Source organism: Rhodospirillales bacterium (genome assembly GCA_023898805.1).
GTDB lineage: Bacteria > Pseudomonadota > Alphaproteobacteria > Micavibrionales > UBA1664 > UBA6145.
Genome location: CP060260.1, coordinates 1,325,908 through 1,341,282 on the forward strand (window position 1 = coordinate 1,325,908; position 15,375 = coordinate 1,341,282).

Genomic DNA, 15,375 nt, shown 5'->3' on the forward strand with positions numbered 1-15,375 from the left:
CGAAGGAAGTAGCAGTCATGGCGAAAAAAGGCGCAACCGTCAAAGTGAAGCTGGTCTCGACCGCGGGCACCGGTTATTACTACGTCACCAAGGCGAACAAAAAGACCAAGACCGAAAAACTGGTCAAAAAGAAATACGACCCGCGCGCGAAAAACGAAAAAACCGGCAAGCTCGGCGCGCATGTCGACTTCAAGGAAGACAAGATCAAGTAAGCGGCATTACCGCCTTGCTTTTGCAAAAGCGCCCTTGGGGGCGCTTTTTTTATTGCCCGCCCGCCGCGCGGCGCAGCCGGTCGTTGATCGCAAGCCCCAGCCCCGTTTGCGGGATGGGCGCGACCGCGATCCCGGCGTATCCCCCGCCGTCCAGATCGTGCAGAAACGCAAACAGATTGGCTGCGGCCTCGGCCAGGTCGCCGTTGGGTGAAAGATTTCGTATCGCGGGGTCGATGCGCGCGCGGGTCAAAAGCATCGGGCCGAAGGCAAGATAAGCCTCTCCCGCCTCGGGCGCGGCGGCGTTCAGGCGCAGCCGCGTTTTCGGCGCGTAATGGCGCAGCAACTGTCCCGGCGATTTTGGTGCGTCATGCGCCCCGTCGTCGATGGCGGGTGTTGCGCCCAGCACGCGGCCAAGCTGGTCCGGCGTCACCGCGCCGGGGCGCAGCACGACCGGCACATCCTCCGATAAATCCAGTACGGTCGATTCCAGCCCCACCACGGACGACCCGGCGGCAAGGATAATATCCACCGCATCGCCCAGCGAAGCCGCGACATGCGCGGGGCTGGTCGGCGAAAGTGTGCCCGATGCGTTGGCGCTGGGCGCGGCCAGTGGTACCCCGGCGGCGGCGATGACGGCGCGCGCGACCGGATGCGCGGGACAGCGCAGCGCCACGGTACCCAACCCCGCCGTGGCCAGTTCATGCGTTTTCGCATCCGCGCGGCGCGGCAGGATGATGGTCAAAGGCCCCGGCCAGAACGCGGTCGCGACCGCATGGGCGCGTTCGTCGAAAACCGCGATTGTCTCGGCCTGCGCCGTGGTCTCGACATGCACGATCAACGGGTTGAAGGCGGGCCGCCCTTTGGCCGCGAAAATCGCCGCGACCGCGCGCCCGTTGGTCGCGTCGGCGGCAAGCCCGTAAACGGTTTCGGTGGGCAGACCGACAAGCCCGCCGCTTTTAAGAACGGCGGCGGCTTCGGCGATCGCTCCGGATGTGTTGGCAGCCAGAATGCGCATCCCGCATCCCTAGCGGGATGCGGGGGATTAGGCAATATGCCCGCTGTTGAAGATCGGGCGCTCGGTGGTGTGGCCGACCAGCATCGAAAGCGCGCCGAATTTAAGCTGGCCTTCGATCTGCGTGATCGGGCAGGGCATGGCCCGGCGGGCCGACCAGCCGCGCGTGTCCTCAAGCTCGATATCCGCGCCCAGTCGCCGCAGCTTTTCGACGATGTCGGCGCGCCCGGCGAACCACGCGACATGCGCGGGCGTCCAGTTCAGATACTGCGTCCAGCGTGCATCCAGATTAGCGTGGTAATGCACCAGAAGGTCGATCGACGTCCCGGATGCGTCGAACAAAATCGCGTCATGGACCAGGTAACGGCCGTCCGGCGCGGGAATGTTGGGATTAAGTCCGGCGGCCAAAAGGCCGTTAAGCGCGGCGTAATCATGGCTGCGTATGGCGTCGCGCGCCTGCACGATGCGGGCCAGCGTGGCGGACGAGGCGGTGCAGCGGGTTTTGGTGAACGGCATGATGAAACTTCCCGGTATGTATGGATGTCGATGAAACCACACTGCCCCCCCAATACGGCTTGTGCGCGACGGGTTTGAGGAAAAGCTGTGGCATGGGCGTTTTGCGAAAACGGGTTTTCTTGAAGTCGGGCCCCGCCCCGGCGTATAAGAACGGCATGGAAACCGGCCTTAACTCGTTGGGTTTTGCCAAACCCCCAAAGGATACCCGCGTGGTCGTCGCCATGTCGGGCGGGGTGGATTCGTCCGTGGTGGCCAGCCTGCTGCACGAGGAAGGGTATGACGTCGTGGGCGTGACGCTGCAACTTTACGACCACGGCCTCGCGCTTGAAAAAAAGGGCGCGTGCTGTGCCGGTCAGGATATTTACGACGCCCAGATGGTCGCGCAGGCGCGTGGGTTTCCGCACTATGTACTCAATTACGAGAACAGGTTTTCCGATGCAGTGATGCAGGATTTCGCCGACAGCTATCTGCATGGCCGAACCCCGATCCCGTGCGTGCGCTGCAACCAGACGGTCAAATTCCGCGATCTGCTGGCGGTGGCAAAGGATCTGGGCGCCGATTGCATGGCCACTGGCCATTATATCCGCCGCGTGGTCAATGACGGCCGCGCCGAACTGCATCGCGCCCACGACCCCGCCAAGGACCAAAGTTATTTTCTGTTCGCAACCACACAGGAACAGCTCGACTTCCTGCGCTTTCCGCTTGGTGTCTGGTCGAAGGACGTGACAAGGGAACACGCAAGGCGGCTGGGGCTGGTCACCGCCGCCAAGCCGGACAGTCAGGACATCTGCTTCGTCCCCAACGGCGATTACGCGGCCGTGGTCGAACGCCTGCGGCCCGACGCCGTGCGCCCCGGCGACATCGTGCATGTCGATGGCCGCGTGCTGGGGCGGCATCGGGGCGTGGTCGGTTACACGGTGGGCCAGCGCAAGGGCATCGGCGTTGGCGGCGGCCATACCGAAAACAACACGCCTCTGTACGTGGTGAAGGTGGATGCCGAAAACGCCCGCGTCGTCGTCGGCCCGCGTGAGGCGCTGGCCTGCGATACGGTAACTCTGACGGATTGCAACTGGCTGGGCGCGGACGTACGCGCGGTCACGGTCAAACTGCGCTCGGTGGCCCAACCTGTGCCGGCGCGCCTTGACCGCGCGGGTGGGCGCATCAGGCTGGAAACCCCGCAATACGGCATTTCGCCGGGTCAGGCCGCGGTATGTTATGACGGTGACCGGGTTCTGGGCGGCGGCTGGATCGCGGCGGCGGCCTGAAGCCAACCTTGACAACAAACCGGTGCAAATCCTATAAGCGTGACGTCTTTTCGATGGCGGAGTAGCTCAGCTGGTTAGAGCAGGGGAATCATAATCCCCGTGTCGGGGGTTCGAGTCCCTCCTCCGCTACCATCCTCTCCGCGCCCCCGACACGAAACGTAACGGCAAGCGCGCGCAACGCGCGCGGGGTCGGGGGTTCGAGTCCCTCCTCCGCTACCATCCTCTCCGCGCCCCCGACACGAAACGTGCACTCTCATGCGTCATGAACACATCCGCATGTTTTCCGGCAGGTCCGCGTCCGACAGGGGCGCATGGGATTCATATATATCGCGCGGCAGGCGATAATCCCACCATTCCGAGGGCAGCGGGCACAGCTCTTTTCCGCATGCCAGCGCCCCCGCCGCCATGACCGCGTCAAGCCATGCGCGGTTGGCGCGCACGTCGTCCGAAACCGGATAATTCCGCGCCGCCGGATTGTCCGCAGGATCGGGCGAGAAATAATCGAGCGCGCAACCCATGTCGAGGACCTTGCCCGCAAGCGTCTCGATCATGACGTCCACCGCCATGCCGCGCGGATGCGCGCCCGCGCCGGGCGGGGAGATCAGCATGCCGGGTCCGGGTTGCGTCCAGTGCGGATTTGCGCGCACGCGCGGTGTTTGCGCCATGCGCGCCTGTGCCTCGGTCGTGCGTAATCCGTCGGTGGCGACCAGCCGCAACCCTTGCGCGTTCGCGGCGCGTCCCGCCGCCAGCACGATGTCCGCAAGATCGCAGTAAAGCCGCAACCGCGCCCCCGGCCGGTAAATGGCGGTGGCGAAGGTCTGGTTAAGCGGATGCGCGGCGTCGGCATAGATCAGGTCGATGCGCAGATCGACACGCGCCTTGTGCGCCGCTTCGCCAAGGTCGACAAGTGCTTCGGGCTTGATTAGGGTCATGCGCGATGAACGATACCCCACCCCGCCCCGTCGTTGCCATCGGCAATTTCGATGGTGTCCATCTGGGTCATGCCGCCCTTTTGGCGCGCGCGCGCGCGATTGCCGATGCGCAAGGCCGGCCGCTTGTGGCCGTGACCTTCGAACCGCACCCGCGCGCGTTTTTCAATCCCGATGCGCCGCCCTTCCGCCTGACGCCGGAAACGGTGAAGGCGCGCCGCCTGAAGGAACTGGACGTGGACGAGGTCCAGATCCTCGACTTCAACGCCATCATGGCCGGTCTTTCGGCGGCGCAGTTCGTCGATATGATCGTTGTCGGCCATCTGGATGCCGCGCATGTCGTGGTCGGGTCGGATTTTCACTTTGGCAAGGGGCGCGCGGGCCATGTCGATACGCTTCAGGCCGACGGGCGCTTTCAGGTCACGGCCGTGACGCTGGAGGCAGCGGGCGATGCGCCGGTTTCCTCCACCCGTATCCGCGCGGCGCTGAAAGAAGGCGATATCGCCGCCGCCAACGCGATGCTGGGCTGGGCGTGGGAAATCGAGGGGCCGGTCGTCCATGGTGACGCGCGCGGGCGCGAACTGGGCTACCCCACCGCCAACATGCCCTTGGGCGAAACCTGCGTCCCGGCCCATGGTGTTTACGCGGCGCGCGTTCTGATCGACGGGGAATGGCGCATGGGTGCCGCCAATATCGGCATCCGTCCGATGTTCGCGACCCCGGAACCCTTGCTTGAAGTCTATGTTCTTGATTTCAGCGGCGACCTTTACGGACAAACGCTGCGCGTGCAACCGGTGCGCAAGCTGCGCGACGAGGCGAAATTCGACACGCTCGACGCCCTGAAAGCGCAAATCGCACAGGATGTTGCGCGCGCACGGGAAATTCTGGGCGTGGCCATGGCGGGCATGGAATCCGGTCGTTGAGATTATGTATTGAAGCCAGCCGTTATTTTCCGTATACAGAAAAAAACAAGTTGGAGCGTACCCCCATGCGCCGGCCTCTCGCGCCTGAGACGCACCCGGATCGTCAGGTTTTCACCACGCCATTCGAACGTCTGGTCCAATCCTTTGCTCAAAGCGCGGCGATGCCGCCTTACTGCGTGCATTGCACCGAGCCCTTGTTTGTCTTTGAAAACGTACGAGATGTGGCGCTGGCGCTGGGGCTTGGTGCGGCGCCCCGCCAACGTAGGGATCTATATCCGCGCGCGGCTCTGAGCGACACGCAAGGCCGCCCCCAGCACCCCGCCGAATTCCTGCAATGGGGCTGGCTGCGTCAAGGCGATCGGCAGATTTTGTTCGAGCTTGGAGACTCCTCATTTTTGGCAAGCTTCGTCTTCCTCAAGCCCGAACCGGGCGATCCCGCCTGTTCGTGGCAGCTGGACCAGCTTGTGATCGATACTGGCGAGGAGGAAATCTATCACATCCCCTGCGACGAGCCGGATTTGGCCATGCATGCCCGTCAAGTGCTGGACGCGGTCGGCGGTGCGGTCCGCCATTTGAATGTCGATGCGTGGCCTGTCGCGCAGGATACGCTGCACACCGCGCTGCGCACGGTGCTGCGTCAACTGGATGATATTTCCGAAGCGCAGGCGCGGGAACACGCGGCGTATATGACGGATCGCGCGCAGCAGCGCACTTCCTCCGGAATCGTGTCCAAAACCCCATAAACGCTTTCATTTTCAGGCGGAATTTCGTAGAACCATGGGCCGGAGCCCATCATGACCGCCACCTACGACGCCGAATTTTTCAAGACCACCGTTTTCCTGCCGAAGACGGAATTCCCGATGCGCGGCGACCTGCCGCAGCGCGAGCCGGAAGCGCTGGAACGCTGGCGGACGATGGACCTGTATGCGCGCCTGCGTGAAAAAACGGGGCGCAGACAATGGACGCTGCATGACGGCCCGCCCTATGCCAACGGCAACATCCATATCGGCCACGCGGTCAACAAGATCCTCAAGGATGTGATCAACCGCACGATGCAGATGACGGGTCGCGACGCTGATTACGTGCCGGGTTGGGATTGCCACGGCTTGCCCATCGAATGGAAGATCGAGGAAAAATATCGCGCCGAAGGCCGCGACAAGGATTCGGTGCCCATTCTGGAATTCCGCCGCGAATGCCGCGAATTCGCACAGCACTGGGTCGACGTGCAGGCGGTTGAATTCCAGCGTCTGGGCGTGGTCGGGAACTGGAAAGATCCGTATCTGACCATGACCAAACCCGCCGAGGCGCAGATCGCGCGCGAGATTCACAAATTCCTGATGAATGGCGGCCTGTACAAGGGTGTCAAACCCGTCCTGTGGTCGACGGTCGAAAAAACCGCGCTGGCCGAGGCCGAGGTTGAATACCACGAACACAAATCCATCACCATCTGGGTGAAATTTCCGGTGGTGAAGGCGGCGGCCCCCGAAATCGACGGCGCGTCGGTTGTCATCTGGACGACCACGCCATGGACCATGCCATCGAACCGCGCGATCGCTGCGGGCGCTGACATGGATTACGCGGTTTATACCGTGGACGCGGTGGCCGATGGCGCACGCGTCAAACAGGGCGAAAAGCTGGTGCTGAACCAGAAACTGGCCGAGGACGTGCGCGAAAAATCCGGCATTGCAGCATGGACCAAGGGCGCGGAATTCAAGGGCGCGGCGCTGGCCGGGACGGTCTGCGCCCACCCGCTGCGCGGCAAGGGGTACGAATTCGACGTGCCGGTGCTGATGGGCGATTTCGTCACCGACGATGCCGGGACCGGCTTTGTCCATATCGCGCCCGGCCACGGCGCCGACGACTTTGAGCTCGGCCGCGCCAACGGCATCGAAATTCCCGACAATGTCGACGATGACGGGCGCTTCCGCGCTTCTGTGCCATTGTTCGGCGGTCTGGCGATTTTCAATGCCAAGGGTGAATTCGATCAGGGCAATTTCGCGCCGCTCAAGGCGATCGACGAGGTTGGGAACCTTCTCGCCAAGGGCTCGCTGCGCCACGATTACCCGCATAGCTGGCGGTCAAAGGCGCCGCTGATCTTCCGCACCACGCCGCAATGGTTCATTTCGATGGAAACCAACGACCTGCGCGCAAAGGCGTTGAAGGCGATCGGCGAAACGAAATGGTATCCGCCGCAGGGTGAAAACCGTATCCGCGCGATGGTCGAATCGCGCCCCGACTGGTGCATCAGCCGCCAGCGCGCATGGGGCGTGCCGATCGCGATTTTCGTCGATCGTGCGACCGGAAACGTGCTGCGTGACGCCGACGTTTGCAAACGCATCGCGGATATTTTTGAATCCGAAGGGTCCGACGCGTGGTTCGCGCGCGACCCGCAGGATTTTCTGGGTGAAAAATACAACGCTGCCGATTACCAGCAGGTGCGCGACATCGTCGATGTCTGGTTTGAATCCGGTTCGACACACCAGTTCGTGCTGGCGCCGCGCGGCCTGCCATGGCCCGCCGATCTGTACCTCGAAGGTTCGGACCAGCATCGCGGCTGGTTTCATTCCTCCTTGCTTGAATCCTGCGGCACCGTGGGCCGCGCGCCCTATAACGCGGTGCTGACCCATGGTTTCGTGCTCGACGAAAAGGGCATGAAAATGTCCAAATCGACAGGCAACGTCGTCGCGCCGCAAAGCGTGATGGAAAAATATGGCGCCGACATCCTGCGTCTGTGGACCATCACCACTGATTACAGCGAAGACGTGCGCATCGGCGACACCGTCCTCAAGACCACCGCCGACATGTACCGTCGCATCCGCAATACCTATAAATACCTGCTCGGCGCGCTTGACGGTTTCACGCCGGACGAGGCGGTGGATCTGAACGATCTTGAAAAACTGCCTGCGCTCGAACGCTATATGCTGCACCTGCTCTCCACGCTCGACGGCGATGTGCGCAAGGCGATCGCGGATTTCGATTTCGGACGCATGGCGCATCTGGTCTATGGCTTCTGCAACGGGCCGCTCTCCGCCTTTTATTTCGATATCCGCAAGGACCGCCTGTATTGCGACCGTCCGGACATGTTTGAACGTCGCGCGACCCGCAGCGTGATGGCGGCGATGCTGGAATCCCTGTGCGGCTGGCTGGCCCCGGTCCTCAGCTTCACCGCGGACGAGGCCTGGCAGTATCGCCCGCGCGGTATCTTCAAAAACGATGCGGACTCGGTGCATCTGACCGATTTCGTAACCCTGCCTGAAAGCTGGCGCGACCCGGCGCTGGCCGAAAAATGGGACCGCGTTCTGGCCGTGCGCGACGTCGTGCTGGGCGCGATGGAAATCGCGCGCAAGGACAAGATGATTGGTTCCGCGCTTGAGGCGCACCCGCATATCTACATAAATGCAGACTCACCGGATGATATCGACTGGGCGGAAATCGTGATCACCTCGCAGACGACGCTGATCCGTGGTGCCGCGCCCGAAGGCGCCTTTACTCTGCCCGGCGTACCGGGCGTGGGCGTGGTCGTCGGGCGGGCCGAAGGAAAAAAATGTGAACGCAGCTGGAAAATCCTGCCCGATGTTGGCATGGACGTAGAATTTCCGACTCTGACCCCGCGCGATGCCGATGCGGTACGCGCGTTCCTAAAAAAAAACCGGAAGGCGGCCTGACCCATGGCGCGACTGTTCGGCCCCCTGCTTGCCATCGGCATCCTGCTCCTTGACCAGATCACCAAATATCTGGTGACCGAAATCCTGTTTCGCTCCGCCCTGAACGTAGGCGCGACCGAGTCCTTTGTGGGCTGGATTCTCAATCCGCCCGAACGTCTGGGTCCTGTGACGCTGGTCCTTTCGCCCTTTCTCAACCTGACCATGGTCTGGAATTCGGGCATCAGCTTCGGCGCGCTGGGCGGCGGGATGTTGGGCGATTACTCGAATTTGATCCTGATCGTGGGGACTCTGGTCATCGCGGCGGGGTTTGCGCTTTGGATGATGCGTTCGATACGGGTGGTGGAAATCATCGCGCTGGCGATGATCGTGGGCGGGGCGCTGGGCAATTTGACCGACCGCGTCCGTTTCGGGGCAGTGATCGACTTTCTTGATTTTTACTGGGAAAACGCCCATTTCCCGGCTTTTAACGTGGCCGACGCCTCAATTTCCATAGGGGTTGCGCTGTTGCTCATTCACGGCCTATTTTTTGCCAAAGACACAGGCTAGACTACCCGTATGATGATCAAGAACCCGATTTCCCTGATGCTGCTGGCCGCGACGATGACACTTGCGGCTTGCGGCGGCGATGCCAATGTGAAACAGGAACTGGGCCTTCAGGCCGCACCGCCCGATGAATTTTCGGTGGTGACCCGCGCGCCGCTTTCGGTGCCGCCCGATTACACCCTGCGCCCGCCCCGCCCGGGCGAGGATCGGCCGATGGAAATTTCGGTCCGTGAACAGACCAAACAGACGGTCTTCGGCGTCAGTGACACCAAAGCAGCCGCGACGCAGAATTCGGGCACGAACGGCGCGTTTCTCTCGAAACTCGGTGTTGGGCAGGCCGACCCCAATATCCGGTCCTCGGTGAATACCGAAGTCAAGGAAATGGATAAAAAGGACCAGCCCGTCGTCGAACGCCTGCTGTTCTGGAAGGAAAAGACGCCGCCCGGAAAAACCATCGATCCGGTGGAGGAGCAAAAACGCCTTCAGGCCGAGGGCGCGACCGATAACGGCACGACCACGATTGAAAAGCGTAACGAAGACATACTTCAGACGCCCTGACACTTTTTTAATTTTAAGGGAGCGTCCATCGTGACCCTTCGTCCTGCCGCCACCCGGCTTTTCCTGTTTTCGGCCTTTTTCGTGCTGGCCATGGCTGCGTGCGCGCCCGCATCCGCACTGGCCGGTGTTTACAACGCCCAGACCGCGACCCTGAAAAACGGAATGCAGGTCGTGGTCATCCCCAATCACCGCACGCCGGCGCTTACCCACATGATCTGGTACAAATCGGGCGCGGGGGACGAACCGATCGGCGTATCCGGCACCGCGCATTTCATGGAACACCTGATGTTCAAGGGGACGCCCACGCTCGGCCCCGGAAAATTCTCCGAAACGGTTCAACGCATGGGCGGCGAGGATAACGCGTTTACCTCGTGGGACTACACCGCCTATCACGAAACCGTGCCCAAGGACCGCTTGGGCGACGTCATGCGGATGGAGGCGGACCGCATGAAAAATCTGACGCCGACTTTGCCCGACATCCTGCACGAAAAACAGGTGGTGATGGAGGAGCGCCGCCAGAACGTCGAAAGCGACCCCGGCGTGCTGTTGCGCGAACGCATGAACAACGTGCTGTTCCCCAATCATCCCTATGGCCGCCCGGTCATCGGTTGGATGCCGGAAATGCAGGGCCTGCGCTGGGTCGATGCGCTGACCTTCTATAAAAAATGGTACGCGCCCGACAATGCCATACTGGTGGTTTCCGGCGACACCACGCTCGATCAGGTCCTGCCGCTGGCCGAGGCGACCTACGGCAAGATTCCGGCCCAAACACTTCCGCACAAAGGGCGCCCCGTTTCTCCGGTTCTGGAAGGCGAAATCGCGGTCATCGTCCAGCGCGAGGATATTCGCCAACCCTCATGGCAACGCGAACTGCGCGTGCCCTCTGCCCCGGAAAACCCGGACGCGGCCCTGCGTCTCGAACTGCTTGAGGATTTGTTCGGCGGTGATACCGGCCGCCTGTACCGGGAACTGGTGGTCAAACAGAAAATCGCGACCGATGTCGATGTGTCATACAACCCCTATGCCCGCGACGATGGTACATGGCTTGTCTATGCGACGCCCGCGCCCGGCGTCGACATGCAGAAACTGGCGGGCGCGGTAAATGCCGTGTTTGAAAACGCCAGTGTCAACGGCTTCACGCCGCAAGAGGTGCGCGCCGCCATCACCCGCATGCAGGACGACGCCGTCTATGCCCGCGACTCGCTGGCTGGTCCAGCGATGCGGGTAGGCGAGGCGCTGGCCGTGGGTGTGAAACTGGACGATATTGAATCCTGGCCGGACCGCCTTGAAAAACTCACCCCCATCGACGCGCAGGCAGCGTTGAACACGTATATCGCGGGCAAGCTGGGTGTCAGCGGGTTCATGATCCCCTTGAAGGTGGAAGGCTTGATGTAATGATGCCCCGTTTCCTGCTTGCCGTTTTTTTGTATTTGGCGCTGGCGCTGCCCGCCTTGGCCTCGACGGCTGTTCCCGGGCGCGTGCTGGATATCCAATCCTTCAAGACGCCCAACGGCATAACCGTCTGGCTGGTCGAGGATCACAGCCTGCCCGTGATCGCGCTTTCCTTTGCTATCAAGGGCGGCGCATCGCTGGATCCTGCGGGGCGGCAGGGCGTTTCGCAGCTTTTGTCGAACACGCTTGACGAAGGCGCGGGTGAAATCAAATCGCCGGAATTTCAGGGCGCGCTGCGCGATAATGCGATCGACTTGCGCTTTGCTTCCGACCGTGATGATTTTTCCGGCAGCCTGCGCACTTTGACCCGGCATCAGGACAAGGCGTTCGACCTTCTCCATCTGGCGTTGCGCGCGCCGCGCTTCGACCCCGACGCGGTCGAACGCATGAAGCAGGCGAATTTGACGCGCATCCGTTCCGCCATGACCGATGCCGACTGGATCGGCGCGCGCCTGTCCAACGATCTGTCTTTCAAGGGCCATCCTTATGCCCGTAATATCGGCGGCACGCTGGCCGGCATGAACGCGCTTACTCCGGCCGATCTGCACGACGCATGGCTGCGCGACGTTGCGCGCGATCGCCTGTTCGTGGGCGTCAGTGGCGACATGACGAAAGATCAGGCGGCCTCGGCTGTCGATCGTATCTTCGGCGATCTGCCTGTGGGCGCAAAACAAGCCGCCCTGCCGGAAAGCCCGATGCCTGCGCCCGAAAAGCCGGTTTTTTATGCAACGCCGCAGCCCCAGACCAATATGACGCTGATCTGGCCGGGCATCGGCCTGCACGATCCCGATCACTATGCCGCGGTGGTGATGGATTATATATACGGCGGCGGTGGGTTTTCCTCGCTGCTGATGGATGAGGTGCGCGAAAAACGCGGCCTGACCTACGGGATTTATTCGGGCATGACCAATCTCGATCATGCCGATCGCTATACGGTCATGGCCTCGATGCAGCCGCAAAACGTTGCGTCCAGCGTTGAAACAGTCGAAGCGATCGCGGATCGGATGAAAAATCAGGACGTATCGGCGGACCGTCTTGCCGCGGCGAAGGAATACCTGATCGGTTCCCTGCCGTTGAGCTTTTCCTCCACCCGCGCGATCGCGGGCGCCTTGACCGCGCTGCAGGTCAATGGCCGCCCGGTAAGCGCCTATGACGATTACCGCGAAAAAATCGCAAAGGTGACGCCCGCCGATATTCGCCGCGCGGCCGCCCGAATCTTCAACCAGAAACCGCAGATCATTCTGGTGGGCGCGAAACCGCAGGGCCTGGATGTGAACACGATCACGGTCCTGCCGGATGTCGAGGGGAGCGTCACGAAATGACGATCCCGCCCCCGGACAAGACACCAGACAAGACAGTGGAATGGGCGGCGCTGGCCGCGCATGCGCGCGAGGCGGCGCTGGATATTCCCGCGCTGCTGAAAGATTCGGATCGTACCGGACGCATGGTTTTGACCGGCGCCGACTTCACGGTGTTCGACTTCACCCATCATCGCGCGTCGCATGAAACCATGCGGCTTTTGCACGATTTCGCCCGTGCCCGCGACGTGGCGGGCGCATGCACCGCGATGATGGCGGGCAGGGTGGTCAACCCGACCGAAAACCGCCCGGCATGGCATACCGCTCTGCGCGATCCAGCGCCGCCCGCGCCGGTGCGCGGGATGCTGGATGGGATGCGCGCCTTCGTAAACCGTATCCGCGCCGATAAATCCGTCACGGACGTCATTCATGTCGGCATCGGTGGCTCGATTCTGGGCACCCAGCTGGTCTGCGACGCGCTGCGCGCTGAAGCCGACGGCCCGCGCATCCACTTCATCGCGGGTTACGATGCCACCGAGCGTCACCCGCTGCTGGAAAGGCTGGACCCGGCGGCGACATTGGTCGTCGCGGCGTCCAAGACCTTCACCACGCTTGAAACGCGCTTCAACCTCGATTGCCTTAAAAACTGGCTGGGCCCGGCCCGCGCGGGGCGCATTGCGGCGGCGACCGCCAATCCACAAGCCGCGCGCGAGGCGGGGGTGGATGACGCCAATATTCTGGCCTTTCCCGATTGGGTCGGCGGCCGGTTTTCGGTCTGGTCTTCGGTGGGGGTAACGATCGCGCTGGCCCATGGATTCACGGTGTTCGAGCGTTTTCTGGCGGGCGCCCATGCTGCCGACCGCCATCTGGCCGAAGCGGTGCCCGAACGGAACATCCCGCTGACCATGGCCCTTTTGCAATTATGGTATCGCAATTTTCTGGGCTGTTCGGCGTATGCGGTTTTACCGTATGTGCAGCGTCTGGCCCTGCTGCCCGCCTATCTGCAACAATTGGAGATGGAATCAAACGGCAAGCGCGTCGATTGCGCGGGCCGGGAAACCGCCTATGCCACCGCGCCGGTGGTTTTTGGCGCGACCGGCACCGCCGCCCAGCACGCCTTTATGCAGATGGTGCATCAGGGTACAGACGTCGTACCTTGCGATTTCGTGGGCATGGTTGATGACGGCGTGCCGGGTACGGCGGACCTCAACCGGCATATGCGCGCCCAGATTCGTGCGCTGGCCGAAGGCGGGGGCGACCGGCCCGAAACCGTTACGCCGGGCAACCGCCCGGCCACGGCGATTTTGCTGCCCCGTATCGATGCCTTTACCCTTGGGCATTTAATGGCGGTGGAGGAACACAAAACCGCGATTCTTGGGTTTCTATGGAATATCAATCCGTTCGATCAATTCGGCGTCGAACTGGGCAAGAAACTGCTTGGATAATATCTGACGACACTGTCTAAAGACCATCCTTGCGCGCAAACGGTTTATGACGCAGAATAATTCGCAGATAAATCAAATAAATAAACTGATTTTTCATACATTTGCCGCAGAGTGGTAATGGGTGGAAATGAATTAAAATTTTAATCAATGACCGGACAAACGAATCCACAGACCGAAATTCGCATGGCCCACTTGTCGCAAGACGAGCTGGACCACATCATGAAACTGCACTCCATGTATATGAAGGGGCAGCACGGCGGTTCGCGCGCGGTCATCAAATTCAAGAATCTTTCCGGACTTTCGATGCGCGGCCACGATATGAGCCATGCCGACTTCACCGGTTCCTGCCTGATCGGCACCGACCTTTCCAGTGGTAAATTCGCGTCCGCCACGTTCTTTGCCTGCGATCTACGCCGCGCCAACCTTGAAGGCGCGTCCTTCGTGCGCGCCGATTTTCGCGGCGCTTTCGTCGCTGGCGCGAATTTGACCGGCGCCGACCTCAAATCCGCCGATCTGCGCGAAGGCAAGATCATGGAAAAGGGGCAGGAAGGCTATCTGGCCGACCGCGTCCGCCGCGACGGCCAAAACGCCCCGGTCGCCCGCACGGTCTTTACCGGCGCGCGCATGATGGAAACCAATCTTTCGGGCGTACGCGCATCGTCGGCCGATTTTTCCGACGCCGATCTATCCAACGTCCGCATTCAGGGCGCCGATTTCCGCAACGCCAATCTGGAAGGCGCAAACCTGTCGCATTCCGACCTGTCGGGCACCGATTTGCGTGGCTCCAGTCTTAAAAACGCGATTCTTGAAAAAACCTCGATGGCGATGGTTGAAACCGCCGGGGCCGATTTCTCCAACAGCATCACCGAAAAGCCGACGGGGGACGAGGTTTCGAACCTCGAACGCCCCTTGGCCGACCTGCTCAAGGAACACGTTTCCTGGGTCAAGACACGCGGCGCGCAGGGCACCCAGCTCGACCTTTCCGGCTTCGATCTGCGCGAGTTGGAGGATCTGAACAAATATTCGCTCACCGCGATGAAGGCGATTGGGGCCAACTTCGTCAATCAGGACTTCTCGGGGACCGAGATGCAATCCTCGATCTTCGACGAATCCGACTTCCGCGACTGTTCCTTCGTCAACGCCGACGTGCGCGGCTCCTCGTTCAAGGACGCGCGCCTTTCGCGCTGCGATTTCACGGGCGCGAATCTGTCCCCGCTGCTTTTCCACGGGCCGGGCGGCGAAATCAAACGCATCCAGCCCGTGAGCATGATGGGCGCGACCCTGCGCTATTCGATCATGCGCAACGCCAAGATGGCGGGTGTGCGGCTGACCAACGCCGACCTGTGCTATGCCGATTTTTCGGGTGCCGATTTGCGCAAGGCTGACCTGACCGGCGCCAAGCTCGAAGGTGCCATCTTCGCGGGCGCGGTGCTTGAGGGCGCGATGCTCGATCAGGGTACGGAATTCCTCTGATAACAGCGGCGTCTAAACGCTTTCGTCATCGTATGATGACGAAACGGTATTAAGGATTGCGTCCGCCCCCGCGCGCGTGCTGTT

14 protein-coding genes and 1 tRNA gene are annotated in these 15,375 nt (G+C 61.7%); 12 read left to right on the plus strand and 3 right to left on the minus strand.

Features of this window, described 5'->3' with window-relative positions; genetic code table 11:
• Positions 1 to 17: 17 nt before the first annotated feature.
• On the plus strand, positions 18 to 212 hold the full coding sequence (gene rpmG, locus H6866_06550; protein ID USO07092.1) for a 50S ribosomal protein L33: 195 nt from the start codon (positions 18 to 20) through the stop codon (positions 210 to 212).
• Between the two features lie 49 nt (positions 213 to 261).
• Here rpmG and H6866_06555 read toward each other — a convergent pair whose 3' ends face one another.
• Positions 262 to 1,227, minus strand: coding sequence for a threonylcarbamoyl-AMP synthase (locus tag H6866_06555; GenBank protein ID USO07093.1), 966 nt, complete (start codon positions 1,225 to 1,227; stop codon positions 262 to 264).
• Between the two features lie 27 nt (positions 1,228 to 1,254).
• Complete coding sequence (locus H6866_06560) at positions 1,255 to 1,740, minus strand: hypothetical protein (GenBank protein ID USO07094.1); 486 nt, start codon at positions 1,738 to 1,740, stop codon at positions 1,255 to 1,257.
• A 155-nt stretch (positions 1,741 to 1,895) separates the two neighbouring features.
• Here H6866_06560 and mnmA point away from each other — a divergent pair, with 155 nt between their 5' ends.
• Both mnmA and H6866_06570 read left to right on the plus strand, forming a co-directional pair.
• Positions 1,896 to 3,005, plus strand: coding sequence for a tRNA 2-thiouridine(34) synthase MnmA (gene mnmA / locus H6866_06565; GenBank protein USO07095.1), 1,110 nt, complete (start codon positions 1,896 to 1,898; stop codon positions 3,003 to 3,005).
• A 55-nt stretch (positions 3,006 to 3,060) separates the two neighbouring features.
• Positions 3,061 to 3,137: transfer RNA gene (locus tag H6866_06570), tRNA-Met, on the plus strand.
• A 128-nt stretch (positions 3,138 to 3,265) separates the two neighbouring features.
• Here H6866_06570 and H6866_06575 read toward each other — a convergent pair.
• Positions 3,266 to 3,937: a D-Ala-D-Ala dipeptidase gene (locus H6866_06575; GenBank protein USO07096.1), complete on the minus strand. Its 672-nt coding sequence runs from the start codon at positions 3,935 to 3,937 to the stop codon at positions 3,266 to 3,268.
• Positions 3,938 to 3,942: 5 nt separating this feature from the next.
• Between H6866_06575 and H6866_06580 the strand changes: the two genes are divergently transcribed.
• From H6866_06580 to H6866_06620, 9 genes are all read left to right on the plus strand, one after another.
• Complete coding sequence (locus H6866_06580; GenBank protein USO07097.1) at positions 3,943 to 4,857, plus strand: bifunctional riboflavin kinase/FAD synthetase; 915 nt, start codon at positions 3,943 to 3,945, stop codon at positions 4,855 to 4,857.
• A gap of 65 nt (positions 4,858 to 4,922) precedes the next feature.
• Positions 4,923 to 5,600, plus strand: coding sequence for a hypothetical protein (locus tag H6866_06585; protein ID USO07098.1), 678 nt, complete (start codon positions 4,923 to 4,925; stop codon positions 5,598 to 5,600).
• A 51-nt stretch (positions 5,601 to 5,651) separates the two neighbouring features.
• A complete protein-coding gene (locus tag H6866_06590) occupies positions 5,652 to 8,522 on the plus strand; it encodes an isoleucine--tRNA ligase (protein ID USO07099.1) in 2,871 nt (956 codons plus the stop codon).
• 3 nt (positions 8,523 to 8,525) lie between these two features.
• Complete coding sequence (gene lspA / locus H6866_06595) at positions 8,526 to 9,068, plus strand: signal peptidase II (GenBank protein USO07100.1); 543 nt, start codon at positions 8,526 to 8,528, stop codon at positions 9,066 to 9,068.
• A gap of 9 nt (positions 9,069 to 9,077) precedes the next feature.
• Complete coding sequence (locus H6866_06600) at positions 9,078 to 9,623, plus strand: DUF3035 domain-containing protein (protein ID USO07101.1); 546 nt, start codon at positions 9,078 to 9,080, stop codon at positions 9,621 to 9,623.
• Positions 9,624 to 9,653: 30 nt separating this feature from the next.
• Positions 9,654 to 11,018 (plus strand): insulinase family protein, encoded by a 1,365-nt coding sequence (locus H6866_06605; GenBank protein ID USO07102.1) that lies wholly within the window; start codon positions 9,654 to 9,656, stop codon positions 11,016 to 11,018.
• Positions 11,018 to 12,397: an insulinase family protein gene (locus H6866_06610; GenBank protein USO07103.1), complete on the plus strand. Its 1,380-nt coding sequence runs from the start codon at positions 11,018 to 11,020 to the stop codon at positions 12,395 to 12,397. Before H6866_06605 ends, H6866_06610 begins: the two co-directional genes overlap by 1 nt.
• Entirely contained in the window at positions 12,394 to 13,818 is a 1,425-nt protein-coding gene (gene pgi / locus H6866_06615) for a glucose-6-phosphate isomerase (protein USO07104.1), read from the plus strand. The genes H6866_06610 and pgi overlap by 4 nt, the downstream gene beginning before the upstream one ends.
• Positions 13,819 to 14,001: 183 nt before the next feature.
• Entirely contained in the window at positions 14,002 to 15,291 is a 1,290-nt protein-coding gene (locus tag H6866_06620; protein ID USO08616.1) for a pentapeptide repeat-containing protein, read from the plus strand.
• Positions 15,292 to 15,375 lie beyond the last annotated feature (84 nt).

Bases quoted from the DNA above. Each gene is read 5' to 3' on its own strand.
- rpmG (USO07092.1), top strand. From the start codon at position 18: ATGGCGAAAAAAGGCGCAACCGTCAAAGTGAAGCTGGTCTCGACCGCG.
- H6866_06555 (USO07093.1), bottom strand. From the start codon at position 1,227: ATGCGCATTCTGGCTGCCAACACATCCGGAGCGATCGCCGAAGCCGCC.
- H6866_06560 (USO07094.1), bottom strand. From the start codon at position 1,740: ATGCCGTTCACCAAAACCCGCTGCACCGCCTCGTCCGCCACGCTGGCC.
- mnmA (USO07095.1), top strand. From the start codon at position 1,896: ATGGAAACCGGCCTTAACTCGTTGGGTTTTGCCAAACCCCCAAAGGAT.
- H6866_06575 (USO07096.1), bottom strand. From the start codon at position 3,937: ATGACCCTAATCAAGCCCGAAGCACTTGTCGACCTTGGCGAAGCGGCG.
- H6866_06580 (USO07097.1), top strand. From the start codon at position 3,943: ATGAACGATACCCCACCCCGCCCCGTCGTTGCCATCGGCAATTTCGAT.
- H6866_06585 (USO07098.1), top strand. From the start codon at position 4,923: ATGCGCCGGCCTCTCGCGCCTGAGACGCACCCGGATCGTCAGGTTTTC.
- H6866_06590 (USO07099.1), top strand. From the start codon at position 5,652: ATGACCGCCACCTACGACGCCGAATTTTTCAAGACCACCGTTTTCCTG.
- lspA (USO07100.1), top strand. From the start codon at position 8,526: ATGGCGCGACTGTTCGGCCCCCTGCTTGCCATCGGCATCCTGCTCCTT.
- H6866_06600 (USO07101.1), top strand. From the start codon at position 9,078: ATGATGATCAAGAACCCGATTTCCCTGATGCTGCTGGCCGCGACGATG.
- H6866_06610 (USO07103.1), top strand. From the start codon at position 11,018: ATGATGCCCCGTTTCCTGCTTGCCGTTTTTTTGTATTTGGCGCTGGCG.
- pgi (USO07104.1), top strand. From the start codon at position 12,394: ATGACGATCCCGCCCCCGGACAAGACACCAGACAAGACAGTGGAATGG.
- H6866_06620 (USO08616.1), top strand. From the start codon at position 14,002: ATGGCCCACTTGTCGCAAGACGAGCTGGACCACATCATGAAACTGCAC.